Annotated in this window: 13 protein-coding genes; 10 read left to right on the top strand and 3 right to left on the bottom strand. The window is 59.9% G+C overall.

All coding sequences use genetic code 11. The annotated features are described in order from the left end of the window. Nucleotides 1–15: 15 nt before the first annotated feature. From QZR30_RS01680 to QZR30_RS01640, 9 genes are all read left to right on the top strand, one after another. The gene (locus tag QZR30_RS01680; RefSeq protein WP_046071249.1) at nt 16–1,017 is read left to right on the top strand and encodes a response regulator; all 1,002 of its coding nucleotides are present in this window, start codon (nt 16–18) and stop codon (nt 1,015–1,017) included. 178 nt (nt 1,018–1,195) lie between these two features. Then, nucleotides 1,196–2,291 (top strand): peptide chain release factor 2 gene (prfB, locus tag QZR30_RS01675; RefSeq protein ID WP_108240705.1). Its coding sequence is split into 2 segments (ribosomal slippage): nt 1,196–1,267 and nt 1,269–2,291, totalling 1,095 coding nucleotides; the frame shifts between segments, so codons are not numbered across the junction. An 83-nt stretch (nt 2,292–2,374) separates the two neighbouring features. Next, a complete protein-coding gene (gene lysS, locus QZR30_RS01670) occupies nt 2,375–3,877 on the top strand; it encodes a lysine--tRNA ligase (protein WP_046071251.1) in 1,503 nt (500 codons plus the stop codon). A 106-nt stretch (nt 3,878–3,983) separates the two neighbouring features. Next, the gene (locus QZR30_RS01665; RefSeq protein WP_056847467.1) at nt 3,984–4,700 is read left to right on the top strand and encodes a TetR/AcrR family transcriptional regulator; all 717 of its coding nucleotides are present in this window, start codon (nt 3,984–3,986) and stop codon (nt 4,698–4,700) included. Nucleotides 4,701–4,716: 16 nt separating this feature from the next. Continuing rightward, nucleotides 4,717–5,265 (top strand): hypothetical protein, encoded by a 549-nt coding sequence (locus QZR30_RS01660; RefSeq protein ID WP_311902873.1) that lies wholly within the window; start codon nt 4,717–4,719, stop codon nt 5,263–5,265. Nucleotides 5,266–5,286: 21 nt separating this feature from the next. Next, nucleotides 5,287–6,564, top strand: a complete 1,278-nt coding sequence (locus QZR30_RS01655) for a flavohemoglobin expression-modulating QEGLA motif protein (protein ID WP_046071254.1) — start codon at nt 5,287–5,289, stop codon at nt 6,562–6,564. Nucleotides 6,565–6,609: 45 nt separating this feature from the next. Continuing rightward, nucleotides 6,610–7,515 carry an alpha/beta hydrolase gene (locus QZR30_RS01650; RefSeq protein WP_056847453.1) on the top strand — a complete coding sequence of 302 codons (906 nt, stop codon included), beginning with the start codon at nt 6,610–6,612 and terminating at the stop codon, nt 7,513–7,515. Then, nucleotides 7,512–7,838, top strand: a complete 327-nt coding sequence (locus QZR30_RS01645) for a hypothetical protein (protein ID WP_043050917.1) — start codon at nt 7,512–7,514, stop codon at nt 7,836–7,838. Before QZR30_RS01650 ends, QZR30_RS01645 begins: the two co-directional genes overlap by 4 nt. A gap of 168 nt (nt 7,839–8,006) precedes the next feature. Then, nucleotides 8,007–8,354 carry a hypothetical protein gene (locus tag QZR30_RS01640; RefSeq protein ID WP_046071256.1) on the top strand — a complete coding sequence of 116 codons (348 nt, stop codon included), beginning with the start codon at nt 8,007–8,009 and terminating at the stop codon, nt 8,352–8,354. Nucleotides 8,355–8,766: 412 nt separating this feature from the next. Here the strand turns inward: QZR30_RS01640 and QZR30_RS01635 are convergent, their stop codons facing one another. The 3 genes from QZR30_RS01635 to QZR30_RS01625 all read right to left on the bottom strand — a co-directional run bounded on the left by QZR30_RS01635 (nt 8,767) and on the right by QZR30_RS01625 (nt 10,659). Next, the gene (locus tag QZR30_RS01635) at nt 8,767–9,552 is read right to left on the bottom strand and encodes an OmpA family protein (protein ID WP_046071257.1); all 786 of its coding nucleotides are present in this window, start codon (nt 9,550–9,552) and stop codon (nt 8,767–8,769) included. A gap of 56 nt (nt 9,553–9,608) precedes the next feature. Further along, nucleotides 9,609–10,034: a DUF4398 domain-containing protein gene (locus QZR30_RS01630; RefSeq protein ID WP_043050915.1), complete on the bottom strand. Its 426-nt coding sequence runs from the start codon at nt 10,032–10,034 to the stop codon at nt 9,609–9,611. Nucleotides 10,035–10,314: 280 nt separating this feature from the next. After that, nucleotides 10,315–10,659 carry a hypothetical protein gene (locus QZR30_RS01625; protein ID WP_046071258.1) on the bottom strand — a complete coding sequence of 115 codons (345 nt, stop codon included), beginning with the start codon at nt 10,657–10,659 and terminating at the stop codon, nt 10,315–10,317. A gap of 196 nt (nt 10,660–10,855) precedes the next feature. Here QZR30_RS01625 and ppc point away from each other — a divergent pair, with 196 nt between their 5' ends. After that, a complete protein-coding gene (gene ppc / locus QZR30_RS01620; protein ID WP_059398121.1) occupies nt 10,856–13,483 on the top strand; it encodes a phosphoenolpyruvate carboxylase in 2,628 nt (875 codons plus the stop codon). Nucleotides 13,484–13,525 lie beyond the last annotated feature (42 nt).

The following is a 13,525-nucleotide window of genomic DNA, read 5'->3' as shown; positions in this document are numbered from 1 at the left end:
TTCAGGTGATTGCACATGAATGATTTACAGCTCGACGACTTCAAGACCGACGAAAACGCCGCCATGGTGTTGTTGGTCGACGACCAGGCCATGATCGGCGAAGCCGTGCGGCGTGGCCTGGCCAATGAAGAAAACATCGACTTCCACTTTTGCGCCGACCCGCACCAGGCGATTGCCCAGGCGATCCGCATCAAACCGACGGTGATCCTGCAAGACCTGGTAATGCCGGGCCTCGACGGCCTGACCCTGGTGCGCGAATACCGCAATCACCCGGCCACCGCGAATATCCCGATCATCGTGCTGTCCACCAAGGAAGACCCGCTGATCAAGAGCGCGGCCTTTGCCGCCGGAGCCAACGACTACCTGGTCAAGCTGCCGGACAACATCGAGCTGGTGGCACGCATCCGCTACCACTCGCGCTCCTACATGACCCTGTTGCAGCGCGATGCCGCCTACCGCGCACTGCGGGTCAGCCAGCAACAGCTGCTGGACACCAACCTGGTGCTGCAACGCCTGATGCACTCCGACGGCCTGACCGGGTTGTCCAACCGCCGCCACTTCGATGAGTACCTTGAACTGGAATGGCGCCGCGCCATGCGCGATCAGACCCAACTGTCGTTGTTGATGATCGACGTGGACTTCTTCAAGACCTACAACGACAGCTTCGGTCACGTTGAAGGCGACGAAGCCCTGCGCAAAGTCGCCGAAGCCATTCGCGATGCCAGCAGCCGCCCTTCGGACTTGCCGGCGCGCTACGGCGGTGAAGAATTCGCCCTGGTGCTGCCCAACACCTCGCCGGGCGGTGCGCGGCTGGTGGCTGAAAAACTGCGCATGGCCGTGGCCGCGTTGAAAATCCCGCACAATGCGCCGGTGGAAGGTTCGAGCCTGACCATCAGTATCGGCTTGTCGACCTTGACACCGGTACAGGGCACGGATTGCCGGCAGTTGATCATGGCGGCGGACAAGGGGCTGTATACGGCCAAGCATAATGGGCGCAATCAAGTGGGCATCGAATAACTCAGGGTCAGCACAAAGCCAAATGTGGGAAAGGCAAGTCCCCTCCCACATTTCAATCTTCATTGGTCTTGGGATTGTGTACAAACCCCCGCCTTTTCGGCCAAGCGGACTGCCGTTTCCAGCCGTTTGCCGTTATACTCGCCGGCTTTCAAAAGTTCGCCAACGAGTGCTGCCTGCCATGGAAATCAACCCGATCCTTAACACCATCAAGGACCTGTCCGAGCGCTCCGAAACTATTCGGGGGTATCTTTGACTACGATCAAAAGCATGAGCGTCTGACCGAGGTCAATCGCGAGCTTGAAGATCCGAGCGTCTGGAACAAACCTGAATACGCCCAGGAGCTGGGGCGCGAGCGCTCTGCGCTGGCGCAGATCGTCGATACCCTCGATGAACTGAACACCGGCCTGGGTGATTGCCGTGACCTGCTGGACATGGCCGTCGAGGAAAACGACGAAGGCGCAGTGGGCGATGTCGTCGCCGAGCTGGCCCGTCTTGAGGAAAACCTCGCCAAGCTTGAGTTCCGCCGCATGTTCAGCCATGAAATGGACCCGAACAACGCCTACCTGGACATCCAGGCCGGTTCCGGCGGCACCGAGGCCCAGGACTGGGCCAACATCCTGTTGCGCATGTACCTGCGCTGGGCCGACAAGCGCGGTTTCGACGCGACCATCATGGAACTGTCCGCCGGTGAAGTCGCCGGTATCAAGGGCGCGACCGTGCATATCAAGGGTGAATACGCCTTTGGCTGGCTGCGTACCGAGATCGGTGTACACCGCCTTGTGCGCAAGAGCCCGTTCGACTCCGGCAACCGTCGCCACACCTCGTTCTCTGCGGTGTTCGTCTCGCCGGAGATCGACGACAAGGTGGAAATCGAGATCAACCCGGCCGACCTGCGCATCGATACCTACCGTTCCTCCGGTGCTGGTGGTCAGCACGTAAACACCACTGACTCGGCCGTACGTATCACCCACGTACCGACCAACACCGTGGTCAGTTGCCAGAACGAGCGTTCCCAGCATGCCAACAAGGACACCGCCATGAAAATGCTGCGGGCCAAGTTGTACGAGCAGGAAATGCAGAAGCGCAATGCCGCTTCCCAAGCGCTGGAAGACACCAAGTCGGATATCGGCTGGGGTCACCAGATCCGTTCGTACGTGCTCGATGCGTCGCGGATCAAGGATCTGCGCACCAACATCGAACGCAGCGACTGTGACAAGGTGCTCGACGGCGATATCGACGAATACCTGGAAGCCAGCCTGAAATCCGGCCTGTAACACCCTATGTGGGAGCGGGCTTGCCCGCGATCCCCAGGCCGCAGGCCTGGGGGCAACGAACCTGTGATGGAAAATTTAAAGACATGAGCGACCAACAACTCGACCCGCAAGCCCTGCAACAGGAAGAAAACTCCCTGATCGCCCTGCGCAAGGAAAAGCTTGCTGCCGAGCGCGCCAAGGGTAATGCCTTCCCCAATGACTTCCGCCGCGACAACTACTGCGATGCCTTGCAGAAGCAGTACGCGGACAAGACCAAGGAAGAGCTGGCAGAGGCTGCGATCCCGGTCAAGGTGGCAGGTCGCATCATGCTCAACCGTGGCTCGTTCATGGTGATCCAGGACATGACCGGGCGTATCCAGGTCTACGTCAACCGCAAGACCCTTTCCGAAGAAACCCTGGCCTCGGTGAAAACCTGGGACATGGGCGACATCATCGCCGCCGAGGGCACCCTGGCCCGTTCCGGCAAGGGCGACCTGTACGTCGAGATGACCAGCGTGCGCCTGCTGACCAAGTCCCTGCGTCCGCTGCCGGACAAACACCACGGCCTGACCGACACCGAGCAGCGTTATCGCCAGCGCTATGTCGACCTGATCGTCAATGAAGACGTGCGCCAGACGTTCCGCGTGCGTTCGCAAGTCATTGCGCACATCCGCAGCTTCCTGATGCAGCGTGACTTCCTCGAAGTGGAAACGCCGATGCTGCAAACCATCCCAGGTGGTGCCGCAGCCAAGCCGTTCGAAACCCACCATAACGCCCTGGACATGGAAATGTTCCTGCGCATCGCGCCTGAGCTGTACCTCAAGCGCCTGGTTGTCGGCGGTTTCGAGAAAGTGTTCGAGATCAACCGCAACTTCCGTAACGAAGGTGTCTCGACCCGTCACAACCCTGAATTCACCATGTTGGAGTTCTACCAGGCCTACGCCGATTACGAAGACAACATGGACCTCACCGAAGAACTGTTCCGCGAGCTGGCACAGCTGGTTCTGGGCAGCACCGACGTGCCGTACGGCGACAAGGTGTTCCATTTCGGCGAGCCGTTTGTGCGTCTGTCGGTGTTTGACTCGATCCTCAAGTACAACCCTGAGCTGACGGCTGACGACCTCAATGACATCGACAAGGCCCGCGCCATCGCCAAGAAAGCCGGGGCCAAGGTGCTGGGTTTCGAAGGCCTGGGCAAGTTGCAGGTGATGATTTTCGAAGAACTGGTGGAGCACAAGCTGGAACAGCCGCACTTCATTACCCAGTACCCGTTCGAAGTGTCGCCGCTGGCCCGTCGCAACGACGACAACCCGAACGTCACCGACCGTTTCGAGCTGTTCATTGGTGGCCGTGAAATCGCCAACGCCTACTCCGAGCTTAACGACGCGGAAGATCAGGCCGAGCGCTTCATGGCCCAGGTGGCCGACAAGGACGCCGGCGATGACGAAGCTATGCACTACGACGCCGACTTTGTACGGGCCCTGGAATACGGCATGCCGCCCACCGCCGGTGAAGGCATCGGTATCGACCGGCTGGTGATGTTGTTGACCAACTCGCCGTCGATCCGCGACGTGATCCTGTTCCCGCACATGCGGCCACAAGCGTAACCGTAGCGAAAACCGAAGCCGCCTTTTATAAGGCGGCTTTTTTATGTGGCGTATTCAAGCGTCAAGCGAACAGCGCCAGGTTTTGATCTATTCAAGGATGTGTTTGGTGAACCGCGTAATGGCTCAAGAAGGTGCCGCCGGCATAGCTGCTGCCGTGGCTGAAAGCGTTCAATATCAAGGCCGCAAGGCCAGCCGCCGGGGCAGTGAGCAACGCCGCCAGGACATTCTCGATGCGGCCATGCGCATCGTGGTGCGCGAAGGCGTACGCGCCGTGCGCCATCGGGCCGTGGCCGCCGAGGCCGGCGTGCCGCTGTCGGCCACTACCTACTATTTCAAGGATATCGACGACCTGCTTACCGACACCTTCGCCCAGTACGTCGAACGCAGTGCCGCGTTCATGGGCAAGCTGTGGGTGCGCAACGAGGGCTTGCTGCGCGAGATGGTTGCCTATGGCGATGGCAGCCCACAGTCGCGTTCGCAACTGGCCGATGACATCGCCCGGCTGACCGCCGACTACGTGCTGCGCCAACTGACCAACCGTCGCGAATACCTGATGGCCGAACAGGCCTTTCGCCAAGAGGCGCTGTTGAACCCGCGCCTGGCCGAGCTGGTGCGTTCCCACCAGCAGATCCTGTTGCAGGGCACAGGGCAGTTTTTCCAGGTATTGGGCTCCCGTGAGCCGCAACAGGATGCCAAAGTGTTGACGGCTATTATCAGTCGGATGGAATATCAGGGCCTGCTTGGCGGCCCAGAGCCGCTGACCGGCGAAGAGATGCTTGAAATCCTCAAGCGTTACATGCATTTGGTGCTGGCTTCGGTCTGACACCGGGGGATGTCCAATGAAAGTCTGGCGCGTCGCGGTAATCGCCTTGTTGGTCCTGTTGCTCAGCGGTTGCCTGGTGACTTTCAAGGAATCATTGCCGACGGCTGAAGCCGCGCCAGAGGCTCTGCTAGGCAAGTGGGCCAGTAGGAATGCCTGGGGCGAGCCGCTCAACCTGCAGATCACCCGTGCCGGCGAGCATCGTTATAAAGCGGTGAGCTACCCTAAAGCCAAGCCGGGCCAGCGCGATGAGTATCTGTTTAGCGTCTCGCGCCACGGCAGCCGCTGGTATCTGTCGGCGCCGCTGCCTGCAAGACTGGGCGGGCATTTCATCCTGGCGGGCTTTGAGTTTGATGAAAAGCACGAACTGGTGGTCTACAACCTCGACCTCGAACAGATCCACCAAGCCATTGGCCAGCAGGCCTTGCACGGCGGCACTGTAGACACCGTCGAAGGCGCCGGTGTGCTGGTGGACAGCCCCATGGACCAGGTGTTTGCCTACCTGGATGACCCGGCCAATGCCGATGTGTTCGTTGAAGCCGTGCGCTACCGGCGCGTGGGTAAATAACGTTTAAAGAGGAAGCACCGGGTGGACGAATACCAGCAGACGATACGCACCTTGTCCGATCGCATTGTGCTGGCGCAAACACCGATCCGTGTCCTCGATGCGGTGAAATGGGACGAGAATATCCGCCAGGGATTTCTCAAGGCCAAGGGCAAGGCCATGCCTGCCGTAGACCGCGATTACTACCTGAACCGGCCTCTGTCGTTCGACTCCAGTGCGGTCAAGCTGGAGTTCCAGAACATCGAGCGCGACATCACCCGTCGCCTTGGGCAGTTCAGCCCGGTGGGGCAGATCATGCGTCGCATGTGCCGTGAATACCGCATGGTGGTGCGCATGCTCGAAGCACGCGGCACCGAGGATTTCGGCCTGATCTCCCAGGAGCTGTATGGCGCCGCTTCCGATGCCTTCCACGCCGGCGACCCGACCCTGGCGGACCTGGGCCTGATGCTGTCCGACTACCTGAACAATATCGATGGCCGTGGCGACCTTAAGGACGAAGCCAAGACCCTCACGGCCAAGGATGCGGTCAGCCTGCTGCAAACGCGCTTGAACAAGGTATTTGGTGAAGCGGAGGAAACCATCCGGGTGTTCGAGTCCGACGGGATCGTCGCCGATGCGGCAGCCGGCGCCGACTACATCAAGATCCGCGCCGACGCGATGTTCAACGACCGTGACGTGCGCGCCCTGGAGGTGCATGAAGGGCTGGTGCATGTGGGCACCACCCTCAATGGCCAGAACCAGCCGATCTGCACGTTCCTGTCAAAGGGCCCGCCGTCGTCCACCGTGACCCAGGAAGGCCTGGCGATCCTGATGGAAATCATCACCTTCGCCTCTTACCCCAGCCGCCTGCGCAAGTTGACCAACCGCACCCGCGCCATCCACATGGTGGAGGAGGGCGCCGACTTCTTGCAGGTGTTCGAGTTCTTCCGCGAGCAAGGCTTTGAAATGGCCGAGAGCTATGGCAACGCCAGCCGGGTATTCCGTGGCTCGGTGCCGACCGGACTGCCGTTTACCAAGGATTTGTCCTACCTCAAGGGCTTTATCATGGTCTACAACTACATCCAGCTTGCTGTGCGTAAAGGTAAGCTGGAGCAAGTGCCGTTGTTGTTCTGCGGCAAGACCACCCTGGAAGACATGCGCACCCTGCGCCAACTGGTCGATGAAGGCCTGGTGATACCGCCCAAATACCTGCCGGAGCAGTTCCGCGACATGAACGCGCTGGCGGCGTGGATGTGCTTCTCCAACTTCCTCAACCATTTGAGCCTGGACCGGATCGAGGCGGATTACTCCAATATCCTTTAGGGGGTCTCCAAGGGACTTCATATTTGTTTAGCGAGGTTTCAACGGATGAGAATCCTCGGCATTCTATGCCTGCTACTTACACTCAATGGCTGCAGCTCCTTGCTGTTCTACCCTGAACCCGGCCTGCCGTTTACGCCGGAAAAAGCCCGCCTGCAATACCGCGACGTCACCCTCACCACCGCCGACGGCATCAAGCTCCACGCCTGGTGGCTGCCGGCCAAACCCGGTGTGCCGCTCAAGGGCACGGTGCTGCACCTGCACGGCAACGGCGGCAACCTGTCCTGGCACCTGGGTGGCAGTTGGTGGTTGCCCGAGCAGGGCTATCAAGTGCTGCTGCTGGACTATCGCGGCTATGGACTCTCGCAAGGCAAGCCGTCGTTGCCGGCGATCTATCAGGATATCGACGCCGCGTTCAGCTGGATCGACAAGGCGCCCCAAACCCAGGGCCAACCGCTGATTGTGTTGGGCCAAAGCCTGGGCGGCGCACTGGCCGTGCATTACCTGGCAGCCCATCCGGAGCGTCAAAGCCAACTCAAGGCCTTGGTGCTGGACGGAGTGCCGGCCAGTTATCGTGACGTAGGACAATTCGCCCTGAGCACTTCATGGTTAACTTGGCCATTCCAGGTTCCCTTGTCTTGGTTGGTGCCCGACGCCGACAGTGCGATCAACACAATGCCCCAGTTGACCGGCGTGCCAAAACTGCTGTTTCACAGTCTGGATGACCCGATCGTGCCGGTGTCCAATGGGCTGCGCCTGTATCAAGCGGCCCCACCGCCAAGGGTGCTGCAACTGACCCGGGGCGGCCATGTGCAGACTTTTGCTGACAAGACCTGGCAAACCGTGATGCTGCGTTACCTGGACGATCCACAGCATTTCAATGGCCTGCGTCGCCTGGGCGAAATCCCGAATTATCCAACCTCAAAAGTTGATCCATCAGAGAGCCCGCAATGAGTGAAGAACGCAACATGATCCCGCTGATCCTCACCGGTATCGGCACCATCATCGGCACCGTCGGCTGCCTGTGGTACTACGGCTATCTGCATTTCGCCAAGCCGGAGGATGCGTTGCTGCTCAGCGACTTCACCATGCTCAAGACCTTGCCGGGTGAGGATTACAAAATATCCCTGACGCCCGCTGCGCAAGTGGCGCAGTGCGTGGACGGTGTGTTGGTGATGTTTGATACCGAACAGAAAGGCTTGAGCGGCGTACTGGTGAACAACAAGAAGCAGGCCGTTCGTTGCATGGGGCAGGAAACCCCACAGTTGCAACAGTGAAGCGCCGAACCGCTGTTGTGGGCAAACTCCGTTATACAGGCCGATTAGTCATTTAAGGCTGCTGCGATACGTTGCAGGCTGGAACCACTTTGGCGCACTTGCCACAGATTGTGTACTGATTGGCTTGACCGATCAGTTCACGTATTCATTAATCTGGAGCAGGCAATTATGGGTGGTGTCAGTGGTGTACAGGGCGCAGGCAATGTTGGCAATCAGGGCAATGTCGGAGAGGCGCAGCAAACCCCTGCCCAGCAAATTCAAGACATTAAAGAGCGAATTGCCAAGTTTGAGGAAGGCGCCCAAGGCGGGCAGGGGGGCGGCGGCAGCCAGGGGGCCGGAGGTGCCCAAGGAGCTGGCGGTGCCCAAGGATCCGGGGGCGGTGAAAGCCTTGAAGACCTGCTCGAAAAGCTGAAGCAATTGCTTGCGCAATTAGGTCAAGGCGGTCCGGATGGCGCGCAGGGTGAGGGTCAGATTCAGGCGGGCGCGGCCGAAAGCCAGGGCCCGATCAACTTTTGATTCACGGTGATTCGATAACCCGCCAGTATGGGCGGGTTTTTAATGCGTGCAGGGATGAAGCGTGCCGTTCCAGTCGCTGTTGGCTGGAGGTCGCATCTGACGAAATTATCTGGAACTGTTTTGTGTAAATAGCCACAGAGGGCATATAACTTTTACACGGAGCGGGGCCGGGAAGCAGTGATAAATATTGATGCAATACACAACATGGTCGCCATGGCCAGGGCACATCAGGCGTTGGAGCGGCAAAACGCGCAAGAGCAGGCGCGTAACAACTGGACGGACGATTTGGCCGATACCTCCCGTAGCGGAGCAATGATAACGCCGCCAGATGAAGATACAGATCGCACGATCAAGTATTCCTGAGCAAAAAAAACCCACCATAAGGTGGGTTTTTTTATCCAGCATCTAATGATCAATAAGCAACGGAAGACCGTGGCTTGACCGGCTGGTTATCGTTGGAGATGGTAACTTCAACGCGACGGTTCATGGCACGGCCAGACACGCTGCCGTTGTCGGCAACCGGGTATTCCTTGCCGTAGCCCTGGGTCACGATGCGCGAGATGTCCACGCCTTGTTGAGCCAGTGCACGTTGTACGGAAGCGGCACGACGCTCGGACAGGCTCTGGTTGTACGAGTCCGAACCGGTGCTGTCGGTGTAGCCTTCAACGATGACTTTACGGTCCGGATTATCGCGCAGGAACTGAGCCAGCTTGGTGATGTTCACCAGGCCGCTGGATTTCAGGTCGGACTTGTTGGTAGCGAACAGCACGTCACCGAAAGTCACCAGGGTGCCACGGTCGGTCTGCTTGGCATTCAAGCTGTTTTGCAGTTGCTTGATCTGCGCATCACGGGCGTCGAGCAGGGCGCGGGCACGTTCGTCGCCGGCGTTTTTCAGCTTGGCTTCGTTTTCGCGCAGGGCGATGGTGTCCTTGGCGACTTCAACGCGCTGGTTGGTCAGGTAGGCGAGTTGGTCGACCTTCTTCTCGTCTTCCTTGTCGCGGTACGCCTTGTCAGCCTTGTCCAGCCATTCGCTGGCGTCTTTGGTTTCCAGTGCTGCCAGCTTGGTGGCTTGCGGGTTGGTTTGCAGGGCCGAGAAGTTGGTCCGTGCATTTTCCAGGTTCGCGTTCGGCGGGGTGGAGCAGGCCGCCAAGGCAACGCTCATCGCCAGCAGGGCAGGGATCATCAGTTGTTTACGCATAGTCGTGTCGTCCTTTCAATTCGATATCAGGTGCGATGCAGTCAAGGGGCTGCGGCTTACTTCTGCTGGATAGCAGCCGGGCGCATGCCTTCCTTACGCAGCTCTTCAACAGCCTTCTGGGAGTCCTTCACAGCCTGTTCAGCCTTGGCAGCCTGGGCTTTACGCTCAGCGACGCGAGCGTCCCACTCGGCCTGCTCAGCCAACATACGAGCCTTGTCGTAGTTCTTGTCGTGCATGGCCAGTTCAGCTTCCTTGAGCTTGTCCTGGGCCGCCTTCATTTCCACGGCAGCGTACTCGGTGCCGCCGGCGCTCACGGCGCTGTTGACAGCCGATTGAGTCACGGCGTACTGCTCGGTTGGAGGGTTGCCGGCGCAGCCCGCCAGAACGAAGCTGGTGCCGATTGCCAGCGCGGCCAATTTGAGCCCGCGCAGGTGGTTAAACGAGGATTTGGCAGTGCTGGTGTTCATCGTCTTCAACTCCATTGGATAACTCCTGAAAAACATCAAAATCCATCGTGGCGTATCGATTGCGGCCCCGGCGATAAAGCACATGACGCCAGTTTCAAACGACCGTTCCAAGTGATGGCTTACTGGCTGTGACCGGCGGCTTTTTTCAAAAGTTCAGAGAAGATGGCGATTTGCCTAAAAAAATATCTGACTGATCGGTCAGCGTTTAAACATGGAACTTTCAGTGCTCGCAGAGGTAGACCGAGCCTCTAAGAGGCCCGGAATACTTGATTCAGATGGGCACTGCGGGTGTATATCAGTGCTTTTGTTCGTCGGCACTGGCTGACAGATCATGCAGATAACGGCGCGACAGACTAAGAAAACGTGGAGTGGGCCCGACGTCTTCATACAGCGGGTCACCTTCCTCGTCGGTGGCAATCACTTGCTGGCCCTTGATATAGGGGAAGCTGGCTTCCAGCTCTTCCAGGGCGGCACCGATCAGCTCTCCGAGCAATTCCTCGGTGTGGCGCTTGGGGTACATCTCGGCAAGGGCAGCCAAGCGTGCCGCGGATTCAACGTCCAGATGAATCGCGTATTCAGTCTGGGTCAGGCGACCCTTGGCGGTTTCTTCCCAGTGCTGGGGCAGTTCTCGAATCTTCATGGCAACCTCAATGAGCCTGCGATGGCAGGCGGTGATGAGTGACCAGCCGCCTGCTTGGATAACGTGGCGGCTCACTCTTGAGACTAGCTGTCAGCCACAAGGTTTAAAGTCGTTTGCGTTCAGCCTTGTCAGATACCGACGCGGGCGGCACTCTGGAACACCTGCGCGTCCCGGATTTCTGGCTGGAGATTGGCTGATGAGTGATATCGATGCACGCTTGCGTGAGGATGTTCACCTGCTGGGTGAGCTGTTGGGCAACACCATTCGAGAGCAGTACGGCGATGATTTCCTCGATAAGATCGAGCAGATCCGCAAAGGCGCCAAGGCCGATCGTCGCGGCGCTGGCGATGAACTGAGCACCCGTCTGAACCAGTTGCAGGAAGACGAATTGCTGCCCGTGGCCCGGGCCTTCAATCAGTTCCTCAACCTGGCCAACATTGCCGAGCAATATCAGTTGATTCATCGGCGCGATGAGTCGCAACCCGCGCCGTTCGAATCCCGAGTCTTGCCGGAGTTGCTGGCCCGTCTGCAAGGCGAGGGGCACAGCAATGAATCCCTGGCCCGCCAGTTGGCACGGTTGGAGATTGAGCTGGTGCTCACCGCCCACCCCACTGAAGTGGCTCGCCGCACCCTGATCCAGAAATACGATGCAATCGCCGCGCAACTGGCCTTGCAGGATCACCGCGACCTCACCAGTGCCGAGCGCGAGCAGATCCGCACACGCCTGCAACGACTGATCGCCGAAGCCTGGCATACCGAGGAAATCCGCCGCGTCCGGCCCACCCCGGTTGACGAAGCCAAATGGGGCTTCGCGGTCATCGAGCATTCGCTGTGGCACGCCATCCCCAATTACCTGCGCAAGGCTGACCAGGCCCTGTTTGCCGCTACCGGGCTGCGCCTGCCCCTGGAGGCAGCGCCGATTCGCTTTGCATCGTGGATGGGCGGCGACCGTGACGGCAACCCGAATGTCACCGCGCCGGTCACCCGCGAAGTGCTGTTGTTGGCACGCTGGATGGCGGCTGACTTGTATTTGCGCGACATCGACCACCTGGCCTCCGAGTTGTCGATGCAACAAGCCAGCCCGGCGTTGCAGGCCAAGGTTGGCGACAGCGTCGAGCCCTATCGAGCCTTGCTTAAGCAACTGCGTGAGCGCCTGCGTGCGACGCGCCAGTGGGCCCACACGTCGTTGACCGCCACCACAGCGGCGCCTGCCGAGGTGTTGCAGGACAACCGCGACCTACTGGACCCGCTGGAGTTGTGCTACCAGTCGCTGCATGAATGCGGCATGGGCGTGATTGCCGATGGCCCGCTGCTCGACTGCCTGCGACGCGCCGTGACCTTCGGCCTGTTCCTGGTGCGCCTGGATGTGCGCCAGGATTCCAGCCGCCATTGCGCGGCCATGACCGAAATCACCGACTACCTGGGCCTGGGCCGTTATGAGGACTGGGAAGAAGACGCGCGCATCAGCTTCCTCACCCAGGAGCTGGCCAATCGTCGGCCTCTGCTGCCGGGCTATTTCAAGGCGTCGGCGGACACCGCCGAAGTGTTGAATACCTGCAAGGAAATCGCCGCCGCACCGGCGGCATCATTGGGTTCGTACGTTATCTCCATGGCGGGCGCCGCGTCGGATGTGCTGGCGGTGCAGTTGCTGCTCAAAGAGTCGGGCGTACAACGGCCGATGCGCGTGGTGCCGCTGTTCGAGACCCTGGCCGACCTGGATAACGCCGGGCCGGTGATGGAGCGGCTATTGCAACTGCCGGGCTATCGCGCACGGTTGCAGGGCCCGCAGGAAGTAATGATCGGCTACTCGGACTCGGCCAAGGACGCCGGTACCACCGCTGCGGCCTGGGCGCAGTACCGGGCGCAGGAGCGGTTGGTGGATATTTGCCGCGAGCAGCAGGTGGAGCTGCTGCTGTTCCACGGTCGCGGCGGCACGGTCGGCCGTGGCGGCGGCCCGGCTCACGCGGCGATCTTGTCGCAGCCACCGGGCTCGGTGGCGGGGCGGTTCCGTACGACTGAACAAGGCGAGATGATTCGCTTCAAATTCGGCCTGCCGGATATTGCCGAGCAAAACCTCAACCTCTACCTGGCTGCCGTGCTGGAAGCGACGTTGTTGCCACCGCCGCCACCGGAACCAGCCTGGCGTCATCTGATGGATGAGTTAGCGGCCGATGGTGTCAGCGCTTACCGTGCCGTCGTACGGGAAAACCCGCAATTCGTCGAATACTTTCGCCAGTCCACCCCGGAGCAGGAACTGGGCCGGTTGCCCCTGGGCAGTCGTCCGGCCAAGCGCCGGGCCGGCGGTATTGAGAGCCTACGTGCCATTCCGTGGATTTTCGGCTGGACCCAGACGCGCCTTATGCTGCCCGCCTGGCTCGGTTGGGAAGCGGCATTGAGCAAGGCGCTGGAGCGCGGTGAAGGCCCGTTGCTGGGGCAGATGCGTGAACAGTGGCCGTTCTTCCGCACGCGCATCGACATGCTGGAAATGGTGTTGGCCAAGGCGGATGCCGATATCGCCCGTCTTTATGATGAGCGCCTGGTGCAGGCGGACCTGCTGCCATTGGGCGCGCATTTACGCGACCTATTGTCGCAGGCGTGTGGCGTGGTGCTTGGCCTGACCGGGCAGTCTCAGCTGCTGGCCCATAGCCCCGACACTCTGGAGTTCATCCGCCTTCGCAACACCTACCTCGACCCTTTGCACTTGTTGCAGGCCGAGTTGCTGGCACGTTCGCGTCAACAGGAGGCGGCGCAAGACAGCCCTCTGGAACAGGCGCTGCTGGTGTCCGTCGCCGGTATTGCCGCCGGTTTGCGCAACACCGGTTGAGGTTTCTTGCGAGTTCTCAACGGCTTGCGGATAAACCCCGAT

Origin of the sequence: Pseudomonas sp. rhizo25, assembly GCF_031931935.1 — a bacterium.
Taxonomy (GTDB): domain Bacteria; phylum Pseudomonadota; class Gammaproteobacteria; order Pseudomonadales; family Pseudomonadaceae; genus Aquipseudomonas; species Aquipseudomonas synxantha.
Note: the sequence above shows the minus strand (reverse complement) of the source record. Positions and strands in the feature narration are given on the sequence as shown.

Bases quoted from the DNA above. Each gene is read 5' to 3' on its own strand.
- QZR30_RS01680 (WP_046071249.1), top strand. From the start codon at position 16: ATGAATGATTTACAGCTCGACGACTTCAAGACCGACGAAAACGCCGCC.
- lysS (WP_046071251.1), top strand. From the start codon at position 2,375: ATGAGCGACCAACAACTCGACCCGCAAGCCCTGCAACAGGAAGAAAAC.
- QZR30_RS01660 (WP_311902873.1), top strand. From the start codon at position 4,717: ATGAAAGTCTGGCGCGTCGCGGTAATCGCCTTGTTGGTCCTGTTGCTC.
- QZR30_RS01650 (WP_056847453.1), top strand. From the start codon at position 6,610: ATGAGAATCCTCGGCATTCTATGCCTGCTACTTACACTCAATGGCTGC.
- QZR30_RS01645 (WP_043050917.1), top strand. From the start codon at position 7,512: ATGAGTGAAGAACGCAACATGATCCCGCTGATCCTCACCGGTATCGGC.
- QZR30_RS01640 (WP_046071256.1), top strand. From the start codon at position 8,007: ATGGGTGGTGTCAGTGGTGTACAGGGCGCAGGCAATGTTGGCAATCAG.
- QZR30_RS01635 (WP_046071257.1), bottom strand. From the start codon at position 9,552: ATGCGTAAACAACTGATGATCCCTGCCCTGCTGGCGATGAGCGTTGCC.
- QZR30_RS01630 (WP_043050915.1), bottom strand. From the start codon at position 10,034: ATGGAGTTGAAGACGATGAACACCAGCACTGCCAAATCCTCGTTTAAC.
- QZR30_RS01625 (WP_046071258.1), bottom strand. From the start codon at position 10,659: ATGAAGATTCGAGAACTGCCCCAGCACTGGGAAGAAACCGCCAAGGGT.
- ppc (WP_059398121.1), top strand. From the start codon at position 10,856: ATGAGTGATATCGATGCACGCTTGCGTGAGGATGTTCACCTGCTGGGT.